The organism is Rothia sp. HMSC036D11 (assembly GCF_001814205.1).
Lineage (GTDB): Bacteria > Actinomycetota > Actinomycetes > Actinomycetales > Micrococcaceae > Rothia > Rothia dentocariosa.
This window is the reverse complement of the sequence record NZ_KV815300.1, coordinates 157,006-179,627: the sequence shown is the minus strand read 5'-3', so window position 1 is coordinate 179,627 and position 22,622 is coordinate 157,006. Positions and strand designations below refer to the sequence as shown.

The 22,622-nt window shown below is 51.7% G+C and carries 17 protein-coding genes and 1 pseudogene; 9 read left to right on the top strand and 9 right to left on the bottom strand.

What is annotated here, in order from left to right; genetic code table 11:
• Positions 1-183: 183 nt before the first annotated feature.
• Positions 184-1,608, bottom strand: coding sequence for a type I glutamate--ammonia ligase (gene glnA / locus HMPREF2958_RS05785; protein WP_070697234.1), 1,425 nt, complete (start codon positions 1,606-1,608; stop codon positions 184-186).
• A gap of 190 nt (positions 1,609-1,798) precedes the next feature.
• Here glnA and HMPREF2958_RS05780 point away from each other — a divergent pair, with 190 nt between their 5' ends.
• Positions 1,799-2,248 carry an RDD family protein gene (locus HMPREF2958_RS05780; protein ID WP_070697233.1) on the top strand — a complete coding sequence of 150 codons (450 nt, stop codon included), beginning with the start codon at positions 1,799-1,801 and terminating at the stop codon, positions 2,246-2,248.
• Between the two features lie 113 nt (positions 2,249-2,361).
• Here the strand turns inward: HMPREF2958_RS05780 and HMPREF2958_RS05775 are convergent, their stop codons facing one another.
• The 3 genes and pseudogenes from HMPREF2958_RS05775 to lipB form a co-directional block, all read right to left on the bottom strand.
• Complete coding sequence (locus HMPREF2958_RS05775) at positions 2,362-3,081, bottom strand: DUF4191 domain-containing protein (RefSeq protein WP_048753778.1); 720 nt, start codon at positions 3,079-3,081, stop codon at positions 2,362-2,364.
• 256 nt (positions 3,082-3,337) lie between these two features.
• Positions 3,338-4,345 (bottom strand): lipoyl synthase, encoded by a 1,008-nt coding sequence (gene lipA, locus HMPREF2958_RS05770; RefSeq protein WP_004004979.1) that lies wholly within the window; start codon positions 4,343-4,345, stop codon positions 3,338-3,340.
• Positions 4,346-4,553: 208 nt separating this feature from the next.
• A pseudogene (gene lipB, locus HMPREF2958_RS05765) lies at positions 4,554-5,261 on the bottom strand (lipoyl(octanoyl) transferase LipB); the annotation flags it as partial.
• A gap of 494 nt (positions 5,262-5,755) precedes the next feature.
• On the opposite strand from lipB, the gene HMPREF2958_RS05760 reads away from it, so the two are divergent.
• Complete coding sequence (locus HMPREF2958_RS05760) at positions 5,756-6,904, top strand: serine/threonine-protein kinase (protein WP_246828054.1); 1,149 nt, start codon at positions 5,756-5,758, stop codon at positions 6,902-6,904.
• 144 nt (positions 6,905-7,048) lie between these two features.
• Here HMPREF2958_RS05760 and HMPREF2958_RS05755 read toward each other — a convergent pair whose 3' ends face one another.
• The 4 genes from HMPREF2958_RS05755 to HMPREF2958_RS05740 all read right to left on the bottom strand — a co-directional run bounded on the left by HMPREF2958_RS05755 (position 7,049) and on the right by HMPREF2958_RS05740 (position 12,587).
• A complete protein-coding gene (locus tag HMPREF2958_RS05755) occupies positions 7,049-7,396 on the bottom strand; it encodes a hypothetical protein (RefSeq protein WP_013397371.1) in 348 nt (115 codons plus the stop codon).
• Positions 7,397-7,542: 146 nt separating this feature from the next.
• Entirely contained in the window at positions 7,543-9,216 is a 1,674-nt protein-coding gene (gene sucB / locus HMPREF2958_RS05750) for a 2-oxoglutarate dehydrogenase, E2 component, dihydrolipoamide succinyltransferase (RefSeq protein ID WP_070697229.1), read from the bottom strand.
• Between the two features lie 167 nt (positions 9,217-9,383).
• Complete coding sequence (gene lpdA, locus HMPREF2958_RS05745; protein ID WP_004004973.1) at positions 9,384-10,766, bottom strand: dihydrolipoyl dehydrogenase; 1,383 nt, start codon at positions 10,764-10,766, stop codon at positions 9,384-9,386.
• Positions 10,767-11,096: 330 nt separating this feature from the next.
• Complete coding sequence (locus tag HMPREF2958_RS05740) at positions 11,097-12,587, bottom strand: leucyl aminopeptidase (RefSeq protein ID WP_070697227.1); 1,491 nt, start codon at positions 12,585-12,587, stop codon at positions 11,097-11,099.
• Between the two features lie 224 nt (positions 12,588-12,811).
• Between HMPREF2958_RS05740 and HMPREF2958_RS05735 the strand changes: the two genes are divergently transcribed.
• From HMPREF2958_RS05735 to HMPREF2958_RS05705, 7 genes are all read left to right on the top strand, one after another.
• Positions 12,812-13,723: a PAC2 family protein gene (locus HMPREF2958_RS05735; RefSeq protein WP_013397368.1), complete on the top strand. Its 912-nt coding sequence runs from the start codon at positions 12,812-12,814 to the stop codon at positions 13,721-13,723.
• A gap of 262 nt (positions 13,724-13,985) precedes the next feature.
• Positions 13,986-15,623 (top strand): DUF4192 family protein, encoded by a 1,638-nt coding sequence (locus HMPREF2958_RS05730; RefSeq protein ID WP_070697225.1) that lies wholly within the window; start codon positions 13,986-13,988, stop codon positions 15,621-15,623.
• Positions 15,624-15,897: 274 nt separating this feature from the next.
• Positions 15,898-17,304, top strand: a complete 1,407-nt coding sequence (locus HMPREF2958_RS05725) for an RNA polymerase sigma factor (RefSeq protein WP_070524231.1) — start codon at positions 15,898-15,900, stop codon at positions 17,302-17,304.
• 406 nt (positions 17,305-17,710) lie between these two features.
• A complete protein-coding gene (locus tag HMPREF2958_RS05720; RefSeq protein ID WP_013399322.1) occupies positions 17,711-18,598 on the top strand; it encodes a YwqG family protein in 888 nt (295 codons plus the stop codon).
• Positions 18,599-18,742: 144 nt separating this feature from the next.
• Positions 18,743-19,597: a YwqG family protein gene (locus tag HMPREF2958_RS05715; protein ID WP_070697223.1), complete on the top strand. Its 855-nt coding sequence runs from the start codon at positions 18,743-18,745 to the stop codon at positions 19,595-19,597.
• 12 nt (positions 19,598-19,609) lie between these two features.
• Positions 19,610-20,494, top strand: coding sequence for a YwqG family protein (locus tag HMPREF2958_RS05710; RefSeq protein WP_070697221.1), 885 nt, complete (start codon positions 19,610-19,612; stop codon positions 20,492-20,494).
• Positions 20,495-20,551: 57 nt separating this feature from the next.
• Positions 20,552-21,415 carry a YwqG family protein gene (locus HMPREF2958_RS05705; RefSeq protein WP_083313707.1) on the top strand — a complete coding sequence of 288 codons (864 nt, stop codon included), beginning with the start codon at positions 20,552-20,554 and terminating at the stop codon, positions 21,413-21,415.
• Positions 21,416-21,449: 34 nt separating this feature from the next.
• On the opposite strand, the gene HMPREF2958_RS05700 is transcribed toward HMPREF2958_RS05705, so the two are convergent.
• A complete protein-coding gene (locus tag HMPREF2958_RS05700) occupies positions 21,450-22,583 on the bottom strand; it encodes an ADP-ribosylglycohydrolase family protein (RefSeq protein WP_070697219.1) in 1,134 nt (377 codons plus the stop codon).
• Positions 22,584-22,622 lie beyond the last annotated feature (39 nt).

The following is a 22,622-nucleotide window of genomic DNA, read 5'->3' as shown; positions in this document are numbered from 1 at the left end:
GAGTTCTGATATACAACTATATTGAAAATTAGAATCGGCTATGTCAGTAAAAGGGATAAATTTTTGCCCTTTTATTTTCAGAGTCAAAGGTACAGAACTATTCCTATAACGCCGATATTAACTAGAATGCTCCATGCCCTCATATATGAGGACACGGAGCATTCTAACCTCTATAACTAACGGTTAGACACCGTAGTACAGCTGGTATTCCAGCGGGTGAGGAATCAGCGACAGAGGCTCAAGCTCGTTGGTGCGCTTGTAGTCAATCCATGCCTGAATCAAATCCTCGGTGAATACACCGCCCTCCAGCAGGAAATCGTGGTCTGCCTCAAGCCCAGCAAGCGCCTCCTCAAGGTTAGCGGGAGCCTTCTTAATATCCTTGGCCTCTTCTGCGGGCAGCTCGTATAGATCCTTGTCGATCGGTGCTGGTGGCTCAATACGGTTGCGAATACCATCCAAACCGGCCATAAGCTGAGCTGAGAACGCGAAATAGGGGTTACATGAGGGGTCAGGGGCACGGAACTCCAGGCGCTTAGCTTTCGGGTTGGCGCCAGTAATCGGGATGCGAATACCGGCAGAGCGGTTACCCTGCGAGTACACCATATTTACGGGGGCCTCGTAGCCAGGCACAAGACGCTTGTAAGAGTTGACGGTCGGATTGGTGAAAGCCAACACGGCGGAAGAATGCTCAATTAGCCCGCCAATATACCAGCGAGCGATATCGGAGAGGTTTGCGTATCCGCGTTCATCGTAGAAGAGCGGTTCGCCGCCTAACCACAGTGACTGGTGGCAATGCATCCCCGAACCGTTATCGCCGAAGACAGGTTTCGGCATGAAAGTCACCGACTTGCCCCATTCATCGGCGGTGTTCTTAATAACGTATTTGAATTTCAGCAAATCGTCGGCGGCATTGGTGAGGGTTGAGAACTTGTAGTTAATCTCTGCCTGTCCGGGAGACCCAACTTCGTGATGGCTGCGCTCAACTTCGAGCCCAACCTGATCCATCGCTACGCACATAGCATCACGCAGATCGGCTTGCTTATCAACAGGGGAGACCGGGAAATAACCGCCCTTGATAGGGGTCTTATTACCAAGGTTGCCGCCTTCTTCCTTGCGACCGGTGTTCCAATATGCTTCATCGGAATCGATTTTATAGAACACGGAATTGGGCTCTACCTGGTAACGGACATCCTCAAAGACGAAAAACTCGGCTTCAGAAGCAAAGAACGCGGTATCGGCAACACCTGTGGACTGCAAGTATGCTTCGGCGCGTTCGGCTACACCGCGAGGGTCACGATGGTAAGGCTCACCGGTGCGGGGATTCACGATAGAGCAGATAATAACAAGGGTTTTTTCAAGACGGAAAGGATCAACATACGCCGACTTAACATCAGGAATAAGCTGCATATCAGATTCGGCAATGCCCTGGAAACCACGAATAGACGAGCCATCGAAAAGCTGACCGTTGACGAAGAAATCCTCGTCGATCGCCTTCGCCGGAAGGTTGAAGTGCTGCTGCACCCCGGGCATATCGGTGAATCGAATGTCGACGAAGACAATTTCGTCGCTCTTAATAAAATCGAGAACTTCTTGGGGACTGGTAAACATACGGACTGCTCCTCGTGGTGTTTTGTCCTTGGTGTCTGGTGTGGCGCCCAGTTTATGAGTTGTGCACCACTATCTAGCATAGGGGGTATTTTTTGCTCTGTCGTGTCTATTATGTTTCGGTAGTGTTACAAAGTTGCAGATGTGGTAGGGTGGCGTACGTTGAGGAAAGAGATACAGGATAATAGAAACCATGATTGAACGTGACGATCTTGGGTCGTGGCTCAATGGCGCGCCCAGCGACCAAAAATACCCCGGAGAGATCATGGGGCGACCAGAGACAGGACCTGGCGCTATAGCCCGTCCGATGCGTCGCCTCCTAGGTTTCATCATAGATTGGTATCTATGCTTGGGTCTCGCGTTTCTGCTAGTCGGAGCCAAAAACGTACAAATACATGGTCTAACAACACTAGGAATTTTTCTGCTGTACCTGATCGTACTCGTAGGATTTATGGGGCACACTCTGGGGCATTTTCTGGTTGGAGTCCAAGTGCAAACTCTAGATGGCAGGCCTGCTGGTTGGAAGCGAGCCCTTATCCGAGCTGTGCTGACCATGCTGGTGCTGCCCACCGTAATTTTGGACGCGAATTCACGCGGTCTTCACGATCGCGCGGCAGGAACTATACTTGTACGCATCCGCTAGATGCGAACTGTATTGCCGGAGAGCTTATATTGTTTTCCGGGTATTAGACAGAAAAGCTGAGCCCCGACCTCACCATGAGGTCGGGGCTCAGCCAACAATAGGATGTACCGTTTCTAACGCCCACGCATTGCGCGACGATCGGGGCGCACACGGTTCGGGTCTATACCCTTTGGAATGCTGTTCATGGGGTTACGCACATGGTTGAGGGTACTAAGACGATTAGAAACTCCCTGAACTTCTTGCTGAGTCAGGGCTTTAGGCAGCTTGTTCATAGTCTTGACGACATCTTTTAACTCAACCTGATTTTCGTCGTGACCGGTCTCAATCACGTGTACGGGAACGCCGGGAACTACGCGGTTAAGATGTTTCTTCTCATTTTTCACAAGGTTCTGCACACGAGATGAAGGCCCCTCGGTTACCAGCACAATCCCTGGCTTACCAAGACCACGAAAAACAAGATCCTGATTGCGGTTCGCAGCTACAGGCTGCTCTTCCACAATCCAGCCGCGGCGCACAGAGTTCATGGCGGCACCCGCACGCCCGGGTTGTCCTTCGATCTGTGTGAACGCTGCTTTTTGTGCGCGACGACCCAGAATAATCATGGCGGCAAGAACGCCAACCGCAAGACCAAGAATAATAAAAGTGATGATGTTGTTGAGTAACGCGCCGATCAGGACGAAAACAAGTAGGGTAACGACCACTGCAAGAAGCAGAATCCACCCGATATTCGGGTCAGATTTTTTGGTCATCTGGTAGACCTGCTTCATCTGGGCAAACGTACCCGGAGACTTATCTTTCTTCTGCTTTTTCTTCTCTTCGCGCTTTTCTGCCACGGTGCTTCCTCTAGACAACGGGTAGGAAAATGCAGTATAAGACTGCAGTATTTATTCTATCTTAGATTGTTCTTGACCTGGATGCCCGTGCATTCTCCTAAGGAAAAACTCACCTAACGGCCAAACCCGGCAAATGTGTCTAAAGTTTGGCCCTCGTTGGGGGTAAACAAAGTTCCCCGATTCGTAACCTTCAGGAGAGGACGAACCGGGGAATTTTCTAAATCTATGTCTCTGCGGACTGAACTATTCTACTATTCTAGAAACCCGCTGCGACGAGGGAAGAAGCCTCTTGCAAAGCCGCACCGCCATCTTCGATATGCGCAAGGTTTTCTGGAATCTCATAGCCGTTCTTCTTCATCGCGCGTGCCCACAGACGACCGGCACGATATGAGGACCGAACCATCGGACCAGCCATAACGCCAGCAAAACCGATGGATTCTGCCATAGCTGAGAACTCCAGGAATTCGGCGGGCTTCACCCAACGCTCAATGGGATGGAAAAGGGGACCGGGGCGCAGATACTGAGTCAGGGTGATAATATCGCATCCGGCGTCGTACAGATCGCAGAGTGCCTCGTAAATCTCATCGTTAGTTTCACCCATACCCAGAATCAGGTTGGACTTCGTGACCATGCCGGCCTCTTTACCCTGGGTAATCACATCGAGTGAGCGCTCATAACGGAATGCCGGGCGGATCTGCTTAAAGATGCGCGGTACGGTCTCTAGGTTGTGGGCAAAAACCTCTGGACGTGCATCAATGACTTTCTGCACATGCTCTGGCTTACCCTTGAAATCAGGGATCAGCATCTCAACACCGGTATTGGGGCACATCTTGTGAATCTGACGTGTAGTCTCTGCGTAGAGCCAGGCACCGCCGTCTTCAAGATCGTCACGTGCCACACCGGTCACCGTGGCATAACGCAGACCCATAACCTTAACGTTTTTAGCGACTTTGAAGGGCTCAGCGTAATCAACTGCAGCGGGTTTACCAGTGGCAATATTGCAGAAATCGCAACGGCGAGTGCATTCAGAACCGCCAATAAGGTAGGTTGCCTCGCGGTCTTCCCAACACTCGTAGATATTGGGACAGCCAGCTTCCTCACACACTGTATGAAGCCCCTGACCGCGGGCCAATTCCTTCATTTCGTTATATTCAGGCCCCACAACGGCTTTGGTCTTAATCCAGTGAGGCTTCTTTTCGATGGGAACCTCAGCATTGCGAGCCTCGACGCGCAGCAACTTGCGACCCTCGGGCTTAATGCTCATGTGTGTTGCTCCTTCTAGCTGGATGCGCCCTCGGTTTAAAACGGGCTAAAACCTATTTTACGCCCGCATTGTACAGACAAAAAACACTGTGGCGTGGATTATGGTTTGTATGTCTTTAAGTCTTGTTTACGCACACAAATTTCTATTCGGATTACTCGCCGAATATCGATAAGCAGTACTGACAAGGGGAAATACGTGAACCTTGTGGCTACGCAGCCGTCTCGTGTGCCACCTTGTGCTCCTGCGGAACAAGGGGCTCAAAAGGCATTGCCAAACGATCCTGATACTTAATAAGCTCACGCTCAAGGGTCTCTAGAATATCTGCCGGGGTTACTGTACGACCGAGCTGCTCTGAGATTGTTGTGACTCCGGCATCCGTAATACCGCAGGGAATGAACTGCATGAACGGCGCGGTCTCATTGCAACAGTTGATGGCGAACCCGTGCATCGTGGTTTGCTTTGAAACGCGAATCCCAATGGCGGCGATTTTCTTATCCGGTGTGATGCCATCGCCCAGAATCCATACGCCGCTACGCCCTTCCACGCGTTCGCCTTTGATGCCAAAGTGAGCGAGTACATTCATAATAATCTCCTCTAGGATGCGTACATACGCTACTACATCAAGAGGCTCAGGAAGTTTCAGAATGGGATACCCGGTCAGCTGTCCGGGACCATGCCACGTGAGTTTTCCGCCGCGGTCAATTTTCACGACTGGAGTTGAACGGTCAGTGGGGTACTCGTGATCTTCAGTGCGCTTGCCAGCCGTAATCACGGGCTCATGTTCGAGCAGAAGAATAGTGTTTTGCCGAGCGCGTGCCGCTACCTCTGCATGAAGGCGAGATTGCATATCAAGGCTCTCAACATAATTCACATAGTCAGGGGCAAACCCCACACGTTCAAGTATTACGGACATAGCTTCTACCTTAGTACCGGAACGACCACGATAAAAATTAGGGCTTCCTGATTACACGTGCTCTGGGCCGCAGCATCGCTCTAGGAAAACAACTCGTACCTTGTGTGACAGATTATGACGTCATAAACAAGGCAGAAGGCGAGCAGAAACGCGTTATACAGCATGAAAATCGCTAAAAACCTTGTGCCTGTGGATAACTTTCACGGTGCTTTTCCAAAATCCGGTACATCTAGAGTATGAACACCGATAGCATCACATACCTTGAAAATCTTCACGAAGAACCAAACCTGAGTATTTGGACAGTTAAGATACATACAAATAGAGATTCATCGGTTAAGAATCGTATACTTCCCAAACAATTAGCCCCGGGGCTTTACACCCTTGCGATAAGTCATGATTCTCAGCAAATACCGTCGCACCAGATCAAAACACTTTGCGGTTTACCACCTTTACCCGGTGTCGCCACTGTACTAGCCGTAACGCGGGACGAAAGGCAGTTGTCTGGCACAGAGACAGGAACTTATTATTGGTACGAACCGGTTGAGGCAGGATCACTCGAATCCCTTGTGCATGCACGCGGATCCTTACCGCTCGCCGAGGTTGCGACCCTAGCACACCATATAGGATGGGGCTTCAAAAGCTTACACGCGGCGCATATCTATCCTGAGCGTCTAGAGCCTCAGCACGTGATGATAACCGTTGCTGGACTCCCCGAGTTTCTTTGCCTGCCCAGTTCTATCAAAGAGAGTAAACACCAGCCGGATGAACATGAACATGTCGGAGTTCATGATTTTGTGGCTCTTCTGTGGTATGCGCTCACCGGAGAGTCGCCTCGGCAAACTCATCAACGCATCCCGCTGCCGCTCCTTGCCGATGTACCGCAGACATTGGGAACCGAGCTTGAGCGTCTGCTTGATGATCCTAAGGCCACTGTACAGGAGGTTCTTGACGCATTCAGCGCATTCCAAACGCAGCCTCTCAATGCTTATACCAGCGCGCCTGAGTCAGTACGGTCTAAACTCCCTGTTGCTTCGCGAGAACCGAATACCGTTAAAAGCACTAAGACCCTGCCCAAGGTTAGACATCAGAACGCTCAGAAACTTATAGGGAAGAGTACTTTCAAAGTTGGGCATAGCCGTGGGCGTTCAAAGGCTCGTAATTTTACGACCCGCAAACTCGTGATTCTGGGGGTTGGGAGTCTCATAATCTTAGGAGCTGGAGCAATAGTCGGGGCGACCTGGGTTCCGGAAGCTATGCATCATCATGAGTCTCACGCTACTCAGCCTGCCGTTGTGAGTACTCCGCAGGATGAGCAGGCTATTCTCACTCAGGTTATAGAGGAGCGCAATCAGTCGTTGAGCTCCCAGGGGGCGGCGACGCTGAAACTGCGCTCATTGACCCGTATTCTGCATAGAGACTCTGACTCTTTAGGAATAACCGCAGAAGTAGAGTCGCCCGGATACACCCCAACGGATGCGGAGCAGAAAGAATCCGGTGTTCACCTTGTGGACGGCGTGCCGGTGCAGACAGTTATCTTTGAGCTGCATCGCGACGAGGGGGTATGGCGTATTGTCACGGCAACGCCAGTCACGGATGAAACACCCAACGAGCCCGATGCGCAGCCTACGGTTGTCCGTGAGCCGTGAATAAAAATAACCACCAGGGGAGAGCTACATGTAGATGAGGCAGCTGCGAGTTCAAGCGTGCAGCTCTTAAAAACATATCCCCGGTAGGTCTATAAAAACTACCGGGAACATGGGCAAGAGTATTGTGCCGAAGTGAAGAGCTGTCTAGTGCCAGATGGTGGCAACGGCAACATTAATGACGGCAAGACCGCCCACTGCATGCGCTAAGCCTGTTGAAATTGGTTCTCCCGCCTTGTACTTGCGTTGACCGATGAATGCGGCAATAGAGATGCCCAATGCAATAAGAATTTTGACCGCAATCTTAATGTGGTTAGGACTGCCGGTAACCTCAGCAATTCCTACCAGGAGTAGGCCCGTTATGAGCATCAGAAGCGATGCGTGAAACTGCCCGGGCAGAACTTTAGGTGTGCGAAAATGAGCAATCCATAGCCCAATAATAATCGCGGCACCTATGATGTGCAAAAACACAAGAATGTTGTTGAGAAGAAACATAGCTAATATTCTGACACTCTGTCACTATAATGTCTACTTTAATAAACTCGGCATAACGACGAAGAATAAAAAATAAAAAAGGGGTGCGTTGGCTTATACGCCAACACACCCCTTGAAACACGATGCTACATCATGCCAGGACCCCTTTAGAGACCGAGCTCAGCCTCAAAGTTTGCCTCTTCCAGGCGAGTCTTGAGGGTGTACAGGAAGCGACCTGCATCCGCACCATCGACCACGCGGTGATCGTAGGTGAGGGAGAGGTAGCACATGGAGCGAATCGCAATTGAATCGTTGCCATCAACGTCCTTAACCACCATGGGGCGCTTCACGATGGAGCCGGTACCCAAGATCGCCACGTTCGGCTGGTTGATAATCGGGGTATCAAACAGAGCCCCGAAGGAACCGATGTTGGTGATGGTAAAGGTAGAGCCGGTCAGCTCTTCGGGAGCGATATCGCCGGTGCGTGCACGTCCACCCAAGTCACCAATTGCCTTAGCCAAGCCAGCGATGCCGAGATCCGATGCGTTCTTGATAACGGGAACAAGCAGACCCTTGGGGGTATCTACAGCGATCGCGACGTTCTCGGAATCGGGGTAGGTAATCTGCTTCAGATCCTCGGTCATGGAAGCGTTCAGTGCGGGGTGCTGCTGCAGAGCCTCGGTAACAGCCTGTGCGAAGAAAGGCAGGAAGGTCAGCTTTGCGCCCTCGCGAGCGAGGAAGCCGTCCTTAGCCTTGGCACGCAGCTGTGCCACACGAGTCATATCCACTTCGGTAACCTGAGTCAGCTGAGTGGAAATATCGAGGGACTCGCGCATACGTTTTGCAATAACCTGGCGAATGCGTGCGGTCTTTTCGACGGTACCACGCTTGGGCGAAACTTCGAAGGTATGTGCTGCCTTGGGAGCACCGTCTGCGGCGGGAGCTGCTGACGCGACGGGTGCTGCAGCAGGAGCGGTCGAGCCCTTAGCGGCAATAGCTGCCTGAACATCCTGCTTGCGGATACGACCGCCTACGCCGGTGCCCTTCACAGTGGACAGGTCAATACCATTGTCTTTGGCGAGCTTACGAACCAGCGGGGTTACGTATGCTTCGCCATCGGCGGCGGGAGCCGCCGGGGTAGCGGGGGTGTCGGGTGCAGAAGCAGGAGCTGCAGGCGCAGCGGGAGTTGCAGGAGCCGGTGCTGCCGCAGCAGGTGCGGGGGCAGCCGGTGCAGCAGGAGCAGCTGCGGCGGAAGAATCACCAATGATGGCGAGAACCTGGCCGACCTCTGCTTCCTCGTCTTCCGGAATGCGAATTTCGAGCAGGGTACCTGCTACGGGCGAAGGAATCTCGGTATCGACCTTATCGGTAGAAACCTCTACGAGAGGTTCGTCTACCTCGACCTGCTCGCCAACTTCCTTCAGCCAGCGGGTCACGGTACCCTCTGTGACAGACTCGCCCAATGCGGGAAGAGTCACTTCCTGACCAGATGCAGAGCCAGCTGCGGGCGCCGCAGCAGCTGCGGGTGCCTCAGGAGCGGCAGGGGCGGATGCTGCAGGAGCCTCGGCAGCGGGCGCAGCAGGTGCAGCTGCGGGAGCACTGGAACCATCGCCAATGACAACGAGAGCAGCGCCAACCTCAACATCTTCGTCTTCTTCCACCAAGATCTGCTCAACAACGCCTGCTACGGGCGAGGGGATCTCGGTGTCGACCTTATCGGTGGAAACCTCGACAATAGGATCGTCCACAGCTACAGTGTCGCCGACAGCTACAAGCCAGCGGGTCACGGTGCCTTCGGTCACGGATTCGCCCAATGCGGGCAATTCTACGGTGTGGGACATATCTCTTCCCATTCTCCTTGTGAATGCTTGAACTAGAAAAACTTTTACTGGGCAAGACCACCCCGCGCATAATTTTCGTGTGATAACAAAACACGGGGTAACTCTCTGCCCTGGTGATAGGGCATCTCAGTCTATTGTGACATACCCATAATTTGATAAGGCGATAATTAGCCGTGTAGCGGGGTACCGTTCAGAGCCATGGCAGCCTCACCCAGAGACTCATTTTGAGTCGGATGAGCGTGGATAAACTTAGCAACATCCTCGGGGAATGCTTCCCAATCAACCCACATCTGAGCTTCGCCGATCTGCTCGCCCATACGCTTACCGATAGCATGAACGCCTACGATCGGACCGTCCTTTTCACGCACGACCTTGACGATGCCGGAAGCGCCCAAAATTGAGGACTTGCCATTACCAGCTAGGTTGTATTCGGCAACTTCAACATTGTCCTCACCGAATTTCTCCTTCGCTTTCGGCTCGGAGTAACCCACGGAAGCAATCTCAGGATCGCAGAAAGTCACCTTCGGAATATTAACATCGGGAACAACGGTGGGGTTCAAACCAGCAATTTCTTCGGCAACAAAGATGCCCTGCTGGTAACCACGGTGTGCAAGCTGAACGCCAGGAACAATGTCACCCACAGCATAGATATTTCCAACACCGGTGTGCAGGCGCTCGTTAGCAAGCACGAAGCCACGATCCATGGGGATACCTTGCTCTTCGTAACCCATATTTGCAGTGTTGGGGCCACGGCCAACAGCAACGAGTACGATGTCGGCCTCAAATACTTTACCGTCTGCCAGGGTTACCTTTGCACCGTTAGCGTCCTGCTCAACCTTCTCAAAGAAAGTACCAGTATTGAACTTGATGCCGCGCTTCTTGAAGGCACGCTCAAGAACCTTGATGATGGCGGGATCTTCGTTCGGAACGAGGTTGGGCAAACCCTCGATAATAGTGACGTCTACGCCCATAGCTTTCCACATGGAGGCAAACTCACAGCCAATCACGCCGCCACCGAGAACGATAGCGCTCTTCGGCAGGTAGTCCATTTCAAGAGCCTCGGTGGAGGTCAGAACTCGACCTTCAATAGGCAGGCCAAAAGTCTTAGAAATAGAGCCGGAAGCAAGAATAATATTCTTGCCCTTGTAATCCGTACCGTTGACGGTCACGGTATCTTGAGCGGTCAGCTTGCCTTCACCAGCGATAACCTCTACGCCCTTCATCTTCAAAAGACCGGAGAGACCCTTGAATTTACCCGCGACAATACCATCTTTGTAATCGCGTACCTTACCCATTTCGATGGACTCTAGGGTGGCGTTTACGCCTACTTTAGAGGCTTCACGAGCGTCCTCCGCCAATTCTGCGGCGTGTAGGTATGCCTTCGTCGGAATACAACCGGTGTGCAGGCAGGTGCCGCCTACTTTTTCCTTTTCAACGAGGCCAACGGTAAAACCCAGCTGGCGCGCGCGCAGAGCGGCAGAGTAACCAGCGGAACCGCCGCCAAGGATGAGGATGTCGAATTCTTGAGCCACGATGTTGCTCCCTTGCATAGATTGTGGGGCTGTAACCCCGGTGCAATGCGTTCTTTATCTATATTGCTTTTCTGTCAAACAGCAGACCCGCACCTTCCGGTTTGCGTGAGGGCGCGCATCTATGAGAGAGCAGAAAAACACTCACTACAACAATACCCCTGTTTTAGACTCTTTAAGTTCACCTGACGCTAATTTGGGGCAATAATCGCACAAACTGTGCAAATTTTTTGAAGAGCGTAACCATCCTGGAATTTATGATGTGAGATTTTGCACGTAGAAGAAGAGCAGTATCGGGGGCCCTGAGACCGTCAGTCTAGGGACCCCGATATAAGGCGGATGTTTCCTTTACTATGCATACGATTCGATGAAATTCACCAGGGTCGCGGTACCGAAACCGGTACCTTCCTTAGGGGTGAACCCATAAGCACTTTCTTCGTTAAAGGCAGGACCAGCAATATCGAGGTGAGCCCAGGGAATGCCTTCACCCACAAACTCTTGAAGGAACAACCCTGCAATCATCATAGAACCGTAGCGTGAACCCATATTTTTAATATCTGCCACTGGGGAATTCATAGAGGCACGCAAGTAGGACTCAAGCGGGATTTGCCAGTAGGCCTCACCAGATTTTGCCCCCGCCTGCTGTACTCGATCACGGATATCTTCATCGCCCATAAGCGCAGCTGTACGAAGTCCCAGTGCCGCCATGGCTGCGCCTGTGAGCGTCGCAATATCAAGGATGACGGTGGGGTTCGATTCGGAGGCGAGGGCAATACCATCCGCCATGACCAGGCGACCTTCGGCATCGGTATTGAGAACTTCAACCGTGCGGCCGTCACGAATAGTGATGATGTCTTCGGGGCGCAGGGAGGCTCCGCCGGGCATATTCTCGGCAAGGCAAAGGTATCCGGTGACCTCAACCGGAATTTCCAGCTCGGACGCCGCAAGAACTGCGTGCAGAACCGATGCTGCACCTGCCATGTCGCATTTCATCGTCATCATAGATGCCGCAGGTTTTAGGGAGTTTCCACCGGTATCAAAAGTAATCCCTTTGCCAACGAGAGCCACATGTGCAGAAGGGCTCTCGGGGGTGTACTTAACAACGGCGAGTGCGGGCTTCCGCGGGGAGCCTTGACCGACTCCTGCGATGCCTCCAAAACCTTCCTTGAGCAAACGGTCATAGGGGTAGACTTCAATGCTGACATCTGAATAATCTTTGGCAAGCTCTGCGGCGAGATTTGCAAAAGATTCCGGGTACAGGTGTGAAGGGGGCATATTGACGAGGCGGCGCGCATCTTTGGCAGCTTCGCCCAGAATAACTGCGCGAACGAGGGCGGGCTCGGCTTCGCTGGCATCGGCTTTTGCCACAATGGTGATGGACTCCGCTTCGTCTCGAACGGAATCTGCAGTTTTGCTGCGTACTCCTTCTTCGGAGAATGATCCGAGGACGGCACCGTGAGCTACAGCTTCAATTTCGTCGCGTGAGGTAATACCGAAGTCGAGCGCGATATGTGCAGTTCCTAAAAGCTGACGGGTTGCCGAGCCAGCAGCGAAGCGAAGGGCATCTAGGCGCTCCTGGTCAATTGTGGTGTCTGAGCCTAAACCGATGAGAGCGATGATGTCGGACGATGCCCCTTCTACGCCGGGGAGGCGAAGTATTTGGTCGAGAGCACCTGTGGCACCTAGAGACTCCAGAAGTTTATTGATGCTCTGCGCCGAATCATCAGGAAGTGAATTTGAGGCTAGGTAAGGTCCGTCTTCTCCCGAAAAGACACCGAGAACAAGTACCTCAGCATTCAGCGATTGCAGGTCGTTGGTGTGAAGAGAAAGTGCTGTCGACATAGTTCCTCCGCGAATGGGTTGGAATATTGATATTGGGTAATGTGTTTCTACTGTACACTGCGGGTATCGGAAATCTTGACGAACAGTACGGTGAAAATACCCTTCTAACGCTTTTACGAGTGTTCGCCTCGCGCGAGAGACTAGGAAATAGTACTGTTGCGGTTAGACACATACATTAAAATAAAAAGCTCAGAGACTAAACCCGGCGAGGGAAAGGAGTGAAGATGTTAAACCCTGAAGATTTATATTTGGCGAATAATAAAATTCTTCATGATGCACGGTTGAAAAATCTCACTCTGGTTATTGCTCTCTCAAGCCCACAGGATGCAGGATCCACAGCGGGGCAGCTGGGGCATTTTCTTCTCAAGGAACTTAAGAATATTGAGGTTGTGGAGTTTGATACGGATCAGCTTCATGATTACCGTAGCCGCAGACCACATATTTTCTTCAATAAAGACCATTTTGAGCAGCCAATTATGCCTGCTCTGAAGCTTTATGCGGTCGAAGATACCCTTGATAAGCCTTTCTTGCTTTTGACCGGTTCAGAACCTGATTATCAATGGCAGCGTTTTCAGCAGGCGTTGTTGTCTATTGTGCGGACGCTGGATCCTTCACTTGTGGTGCTGGTGTCGGCGTTTCCAATGCCTGTGCCGCATACACGTCCTATGCCGGTGACGGCGCATGGCTCCCGGAAAGACCTCATTGAAGGGATTTCGCCATGGCGTCCTAAAGCTGATTTGCATGCTAATATGACGAATCTTTTAGAGGTTCTTTTCACCGAGAACGGCTTCGACACTGTGGGATTCGGTATTAATATTCCCCAGTATGTTTCTGATGCTGATTTACCGCAGGGAACGCTGACCGCGCTTGAACACGTGAGTATGGCAACCCGATTGGCTTTTCCGAGTGATGAGCTTAGGGAGGCTGCGAGGGCTGTTCATGGGCAAATTAATGAGCAGGTCAAGGAGAACCCAGAGATTGGGCGTATGATTTCGACGATGGAAGCGAATTACGATGAAAACTTCCGTACCTCAAACGTCGCTATTCCACTCTCGCAGCGCGACGCTCATAAAATTCCTGGGCGTGATGAAATCGGTGCCATGTTTGAGCGATTCCTTGAGGAGCATGAAGAATAATTAAGGCTCACCCATAGTTTAACTCAGGGGTGCACGCAACATAGAAAATTCAAGCTATGGTGGGTGCATCCCTAAACTTTTAGGGGTCACATATGCCTTGTGCTGCTCGTGTGGGTATGGATCGTAATATTTGGATAGAAAACAGCTAATTCTTATCCACAGAAGCGAAATATGTGTCTTAACGAAGCGAATGCACCTGGGTTATCCACAGGTTAGTTGGTCTACGAACTTTTAAGGTGAGCAATCTTGCCATAGTAAAGATATGACAACAACGAGTAACCTAACGACAACCTATAGCTTACATACCGAAGAAGACTTGATAGCTCTCGTGCTGCATCAGTTTGGGTACTGGCCGCAAGAATCGCTGGTGCTTTTAAGCGTGACGAAGCATGCCGTAGGGCCGTGTATACGCGTTAATCTTCCTGATGAGCAACAAGATCTAGAACAATATTTTGATACGTTAGCGAATCTGGTACCCGCCACCGTTGACGGGTTCGAGCCCATTACTGGGGTCTTTGCTTTGATCTTTAGCGGCAATGCGGCAACTCGAGAGCGGCAACTTTCACCTGCTACACGCACTGTCTTACACAATACGGATTTGTATATCGATAATCGCGCCGGAATCTCATTCAACCAGTGGCTGCCCACACTCTACGCAGCTTGCAACAATGTTCATCTTGATCTTTACGATGTGCTGTACTGCGGGTCCGTATCGCGATGGTCACTTGATCGAAACCAGCTTGCGCTCACTTACCGCGGCCCTATTGAAGACATTATGCATAGCTCGTACTATCTCGATCGGGTGTATGAGGGACGCCGAGTATCCGCAGAACCCCTGTCTGCATATACGCAATGCCTCTGGGATACTGCAACCAGTGCCTCCACGAATGAGGTGACAGAATGGGAACAAGCAAGTCTGTTGTGGATGCATACCTTTGAAGAAGAACTTAACCAAGCTACGGGTCGGCATACTGTTTTAGAACATCCCGGCTACTACCGTCAGAAAAGTATTGAACTCTGCTACTGGGAAAGTGCCCTTGAAGCTGTACGCTGGGTAATGCGTACCTATCCGCCTGAAAACGCCGAAGAGCACGATAACGCCATAAGTTTTGGGGATCGTTTACGTTCGCTGATATCGCCCGAAATAGCCGGCTATCTGCTGTGCAGCATGAATACCCAGGCAACCCCAGAATTTATACTGTACCAAGCGGCTAAAGACCTGCCGGAAGCATTGGGGGTACTAGACGGATATGACTGTATGCATGCTGCATGCGGTGAAAGAGCATACGAACCGGTGGAACCTCTATGCTACGGCAAACCAACAACTCGTCGGCGCACGACGCTGCCGGAGACCTTTTATCAAACTTTTCGGGGCGAAAGCCCCCGTATCGGAGGTATCGGGCACGGTCGCGTGAGCTGGCACGACTGGATACGGCGTACGCATCGTATACTTCAACAGCAGATTTTAGACGACACATGCGACTCCTCTGAGACCAGACCGGAAGAACACATAACGAAGATAGACCGGATGGTGGAATTTCTGAGCGGTCTAACAAAGGACTATAAACCGGCCTGGAGCCGTCTTAACGCTCTCGAAGTTCTCTGTAATCTGTTGGTGCATGCGGTTCAATCGGGTGAACAGTATGGTCGACTGAGGCTTCTTCAAGCCTGGATAAATTGGCTACGTGGCGGAAACACCTATGCAGGTATTCTCGCCGATATCGCCAGGCTTCACTGTGATGAAGATATGCCTCTTTTTCAGGCTCTATCAGAATCTGTATTTCCGCTCTGGATTACGGATCCCGTGCGGTGTTGGCGTGGCGACCTTTACTTCAGTACTCTATTGCCTCACGAGGCAGCCGCCGCCAAGGTAGAGACGATTGAGCCCAAGGCAGGGTAGCGAACGTTGTGTTTGCAGGGAATAAAACAGGGTTGTCTAGGCGAGCCTTATTTGAAAGAAAATAAGATTCTGCCATACTTGATGATGACCCCGTAAAGTCTGTGCTTTTGCGCGCGCCTTCATGAGGTGAAAACGCAGGGAATAATCCCCAGTATCTAGCGGTTATATTTATTCCGCCAGCCCTGCTTTCACCAATAATGTGAGGAGCAAGACTTGACAGGGTCTTAGGTGTTTTGCAGACAAAGCACCCCAACACGAGTTAGAAAGGGTTCTTGTGGCACCTGCAACCAGCAAGAAGACCGCGACCGGTGAAACCTCTGAAGAGACTGTAGCCGAAACCCCCAAAAAGACAACCCGCACTAAAAAAACTGCAGCCACATCCAAACCTGCAAAAAAAGCGCCTGCTAAGAAACGCGCAGCAGCCAAAACTCAAGAAGACGCAAAATCTGATGCAGAGGACTCGGTCGAAACCACTGCCGAGGCCGTGCCTGAAGAGAAGCCTAAGCGCGCGCGTAAAACAACCACTAAACGTAAAACCGGTGGACGTAAGAAGAAGACCGATGAGGACGAGTTTGATCTTGACCTTGACGACGAGCTAGATCCCGAGAACGTTGACGGCGAAGAGCACGAAGACGCTGACGAAGATGAAGAAGCCGTTGCCAAAAAGGAAGAGAAGAAAGCTGCCGAAGAAGTGGCAGCTAAAGGCTCTGGCTTCGTGCTGACTGCCAGCGATGATGACGATGCACCTGCTCAACGCGTCGTTACCCCCGGAGCAACAGCTGACCCCGTGAAAGACTACCTGAAGCAGATCGGTAAAGTCTCGCTCCTGAACGCGCAGCAGGAAGTCGATCTTGCGATGCGCATTGAAGCTGGCCTGTATGCGGAGCACAAGCTTGCCGACAACCCCGACATGGATCCGAAGCTCAAGAAGGAACTGCGCTGGGTGATCCATGACGGTAAGCGTGCGAAGAACCACCTGTTGGAGGCGAACCTGCGCCTCGTGGTCTCACTCGCTAAACGCTATACGGGCCGCGGAATGCTATTCCTTGACCTTATTCAGGAAGGTAATCTTGGTCTGATTCGCGCGGTCGAGAAATTCGACTACTCGAAGGGCTTTAAATTCTCCACCTACGCCACCTGGTGGATTCGTCAGGCGATTACCCGTGCAATGGCGGACCAGGCGCGTACTATTCGTATTCCTGTGCACATGGTTGAGGTCATTAATAAGCTCGCCCGTGTGCAGCGTCAGATGCTTCAGGATTTGGGGCGTGAACCCACCCCCGAAGAGCTCGGTAAAGAGCTGGACATGGCTCCCGAAAAGGTTATTGAGGTGCAGAAGTACGGGCGCGAACCTATTTCTCTGCACACGCCGCTGGGTGAGGACGGCGATTCCGAGTTCGGCGACCTGATTGAGGATTCGGAGGCTGTCGTTCCGGCTGACGCGGTGTCATTCACTCTTCTCCAAGAGCAGCTGCACTCGGTGCTCGATACGCTCTCCGAACGTGAAGCGGGCGTGGTTGCTATGCGATTCGGCATGACCGACGGGCAGCCGAAGACTTTAGACGAAATTGGCAAGGTATACGGCGTGACGCGTGAGCGCATTCGTCAGATCGAATCAAAGACCATGTCGAAACTGCGTCACCCCTCGCGTTCGCAGGTTTTACGTGACTATCTAGACTAGAACAATACCCCTAGTCGTAACGTGTTGAGTGCGCCCATCAGACCTTTCTGATGGGCGCACTTACGTATAACACTTAATACAATTAAGCAGTATGCGAATAGAAAACACCCCTACTGAAATCTATCTTGAGGGTGAAAGAGCGTAACTCGCAGCCTTGAATACCGCGCTGTTGCGGCTTGGAAGGGCCCGCTAACAAGGCGGTGGTAAACAACGCAAATCTAAGGCATGTTCGTGCGTATAAAGTCGACCCTGCAAGTACACGACACGGAACGCAAGGTATGGCATAGCGTGTTTATCTGTGATTACCTAGAAGTAGTGGTTACCACAAGATAACGAACCCGCATTTTTCCGGAAATGCAACCAACAACCGCATCCCACATCCACATCACCGATAGGGGACGATACTGTGAGTATTCTTGAAAAGACCGCTCTTGAACAACAAGCCCTGAACGTTATTGACCGCATCAATGCACAGCAGATATCGCCTGTTATTTTCTTTGACACTCAACAAACATCAGAACCTCTGCCAGTGACCGCTTCTAAGGTTGGAGGTGTTCCCTACGTTCCGGTTGGTACCGCGGCGCCGACCAACGGCAGTGGACAGAATTTGGGGCTTATTGCCCAGATTAATTGTTCTGAGCTTCCCACAAACGACATTTACCCCGAAACCGGAATCCTACAGTTCTGGCTTGATCCGCACGAAGACTTGTGGGGGCTAAACTTAGACGATCCCACCAGCCAACAAAAAACTCGAGTTGTCTATTATCCCACTCTGGATGCGCCAGACTCCGGGGTCGGTACCGCCGTAACGGAACTTATAGTTAATAATCCTCAAGATGACTTATATTGGCCGGTCAGCGGACGTCATGGGTATGGTCTTATCGCCAAATCCCAGAGTAATGAAGAATGGATTTTTGACGGACGCCCACATTCGGAATTTACTCGAATCTGGAACGATATGTACCCCGAGCAGCTTATAGCGAGCATTTGGGACCTTCGAAAGTTCGACGGCGGTGCTGACACTCTCAAGACTTTACGCGATATGACGGGCACCCCCGAAAGCTATACCCATCACAAAATTGGTGGTTACCCCCTCTTCGAGCAACGCGATCCGCGTGATGGTGATGCGGCTCTTACTCAGTACACCGTGAATCTGCTGACGCTTATATCACGGGTGGAGTCAGGGAGCCATGAGGGCATTATGTGGGGCGATATGGGAACCGCAAACTGGATGGTGACCTCGCACCAGCTTAAGAACCGAGACTTTTCGAAGGTTCTCTTCGAATGGTCATAAGGTCCAATACTTAGGACCAGCTGGCTGTACACACAAAATTCTCCGGCGTGTATCTTCTCTGACCGGGTGTAAAGATAATGCTTCATGCTAAGGTGTGAGTCATCTTTATATAATACTGGGCACCCAACCCAACGAGGAGAACGCGTGACGGATAAACAGACAGAAATACTAGAACGGGCTCGCACTTTACTGGCTGAGATGAATGTGGGACATCAAGTTCCCGCAATGCGTATCAATACACAATTCGCTAAGTACAAGACATTGCCGGTCACCGCCTCCAAAATCGGGGGAGTGCCGTACCTACCCAAGGGCCATGACGGTCCCGTAGACGTTAACGGTGAACCTTTGCACATGATTGCGCAGATTAACTGCGCCGATCTGCCACCGAATAGTATTTACCCGGCGGAGGGGCTGCTGCAGTTCTGGATTAGCCCGACCGAGACCGATACGGAAGATTACACCTCATCACGATATGATCGCGTGATCTACTATCCCAAGCTAGGAAAAGCGAACAGGAAGGCTCATAAACTAGTCATTACCGAGGATACTGGCTTTATATGGCCTCTTTTGGGCGGAGAATACGCCCTGAGTTTTGAGCCTGAAAATCTAGAGCCTGGGCTAAAACTCAAACAATACAGTACCGGGCAGTTATTTACGCGGTTGTGGAATGAACGTTACCCGCAGGAGCAGATTGAAAGTCCTTGGGATCTTGATGAGCTTGCAGGGCTTGAAGGCGATGACCTTGCGAGCACCTTTTATGAAGATCTTGACCACCACCAGCTGGGCGGTGTTCCCGAGTATATCGACTGGGACCCCCGAGATGACAAAGAAGAATGGAAAGACTACACGATTAATCTGCTCACTCTTGTCTCTGCGTATGAAGGTGACACCATAACCATCATGTGGGGCGATGCCGGAGTGGCAAACTGGCTGATTACCCCAGAGCAGCTAAAGAATTTAGATTTCTCTAAGGTCTTTTATTCGTGGGATAGCTGCTAAAGAAAATACACCATGAGCACTATTTTTGAGCGGGTCAAACACCTTAATTATCTGCTGAGCCAGCAGAATCGTAAACCCACTGTGCGCATCATTCCTCGCGCAGTTCAGGGAACTGCGCCGGTGACCGCCTCTAAATTTGGGGGAGTGCCGTACCTACCCGCCGGGGCTCAGGCCCCCACCAACCAGGATGGTAGGTCACTGGGTATGGTCGCACAGATTAACTGTGCTGAGTTACCCAAAAATGAGCTTTACCCCAAGACCGGGATACTTCAGTTCTGGCTGGATCCGTACGATGAGTTGGGACTGGGCGTCGATCTGAAGAACCCGGTGTCGCAGGTCAATACTCGCGTGATCTATTATCCTAATCTTGAGGAAACAAACCCATGTGCCCACACTCTTGTTATGCCAGATCAAGAGAAACAAACCGAGATGGAATTTATGGCCTGGCCAGTACACATGGATCAGGGATGGGAAATCGGACTCAGCTTTGAAGAAGCCTCAGAAGGAATAACCCCACAGAATTGGTGGGTCTACCAGAGCCGGTTTGTAGAGTTGTGGAATGAACTATACCCCCAGCAGCCTATCGGCGATTTCGCGGGTATTGATGCATATGCGCCCACAGATGAGGAACGCCCGAGCATGACGTTCTACCGCGACATAGATCAGAGAAGTTACCACAAACTTGGCGGACACCCAGAGTTTACCCAGCAAGACCCGCGTCAAGAGCATGATGGGCTCGATAACTACACAATCAACCTGCTCACCATGTTCTCTGAGGATGCCGAAAAATTTGTTACTGTTTGGGGAGATCAGGGCACTGCAAACTGGCTGATAACTCCGGAACAGCTGAATAACCGAGACTTCTCACAAGTCCTTTTTGAATGGTCCTGCGGTTAGCTGCAACTATCAATAAGACTGGTGAAAACGAAAGTCAGGTATTGGGAGGAAAATATTATGGGCCGTATAGTAGCTAAAGAGGCACGGAAAATCGCGGCAGAAATCACTGCCGCCACACGGCAGCCAGTAATCCGTATTAAAACAGCCGGTGCCAAGGCACCGCTGCCGGTGACTGCCTCGAAGTTTGGCGGCGCCCCGTACCTGCCTGCCGGGGCTCAGGCCCCCACCAATGAGAGCGGGAAGCCCTTAGGGATGATCGCGCAGATTAACTGTGCTGAGTTACCTAAAAATGAGCTTTACCCCAAGACCGGGATACTTCAGTTCTGGATTGATTCCGGCGAAGAAGAAGGCGATGAAAACTGGGGTTTCAACGCCAATGATATAGCCAACCAGGCGAATATTCGGGTTATTTACTACCCCCAGGTGGGTGAAGCCGCCCCTGCGGGGCACCCCGCAGTCACCGCAGCACGGAGCGAAGACTGGCCTATCTACCCGCCAGAGGCTGAGCTTGCGCTCACTTTCAAGAAAAAACATGAGAGCCTGAGCGACACAAGCCGTGAATTTGAGGCCCGGTTCGTATACCGGTGGAACGAGAAACACCCAGAGCAGACTATTAACGAGGTCTACGAGATAGACCGCCTGCACGATGGGGAGAATATTGCCTACGACCTGACCGACAGCACTGAGTACCATAAGCTTGGCGGGTACCCCAGCTTTGTGCAGAGCGACCCGCGCGAGAACAACCCAGAACTGCAAGAATGTACGGTTAACCTGCTTACCATCGCCTCCGAGGAAGCAAAAAATGATGGTGACGGTGACATTATGTGGGGTGATATGGGTACCGCAAACTGGCTGATTACTCCGCAACAATTAGCAGACCGCGACTTCTCACAAGTCCTTTTTGAATGGTCCTGTGGCTAGCTGCTTCGCGCCGATTGTTTGCGTGAAATATAGTCTATAGTCCAAGTTGAGTAAGAAACCGCTCAGCAACGGCCTGCACTTCATCAAGACCCCGAACACGTTTTATCTGCGGCTCCACCAAGTTGCCAAGCTGAAAACAAAGCGCCACGAGAGAACCCATCACAGACCCGATGGAATCTGAATCGGAATCTACCGATACGGCCTGCGTGTAAGCATCGAGCAAAATATGACGGGCTAGACCGGAGGAGGCGCGGGCGCGCGACTCCGCGTAGAGCGCAACCCACACGGCGATCCCCAACACCGTCGTAGCCATCCAATCGGTACCGAACTCCTGCGCTACTGTCTCCGCAGAGGGCTCTACAGGATGTTCCCCACCCCCGAGACGAAGCGCCCGCTCTAGAACATCGCGAGTCTGTGAACCGTCACCAGGAAATACCTCATCCGTGCTCACCGTGCCGCACCACTCGATAATTGTCTTTACTGATGCGGCGAGTATGTCTGAAGATCGTGAAGGTTGGTCGGAAGTTACCCGACCCAGAACATCACGAACCAGCAGAGCATATGCTGCTGCAGAAACCAGCGCCTCCGGATGCCCATGCGTGAGCGCCGCACCACGTACCGCCAACGATACAACTGTACGTTCCTGCTCCACCGGTAAAAACCCGAATGCAACCGACCGTACAAGAGCACCAGAACCTAGCCCCTCAGGATTAATGTTCTGCGTAGCGGTCTGCATCTCTCCACTTGCTAAAGCACGCAGAGTTGCTTTCCCTGGACCTTCCTTTCGGGTCATATACGTACCATGATCGATGGTACGAGGCAGAGCATAAGGAGCATTCTCGGGTAAAACGAAACCCATACCTCGGTACCAGCGCAGATAGGCGAGCCACAGACATGCCGCTTCATCGGCAGCTGCCCCTTGATTGTTCCACTCCAAAACCTCGGTCAGGGCATCAACGGTATAGCAGGTCAGCTGGGTGTCATCGCTAAAGATCAGCGGGGTATTTTCCGTTACGATGTTCTGCGGGCGTTCCGCGATCTCGGTGGCGCTCAGAAGCTCTAAAGGATACCCGAACGCATCGCCTAGTGCACCCGCAATCAGGGCAGATCGAAGGCGTTCGGCATACATTGGAGAAGAAATATGAGGCACCCGAGTAAAATCACCCATAACGCACATTATCCCATACCCCCATAACGCCAAAGCACG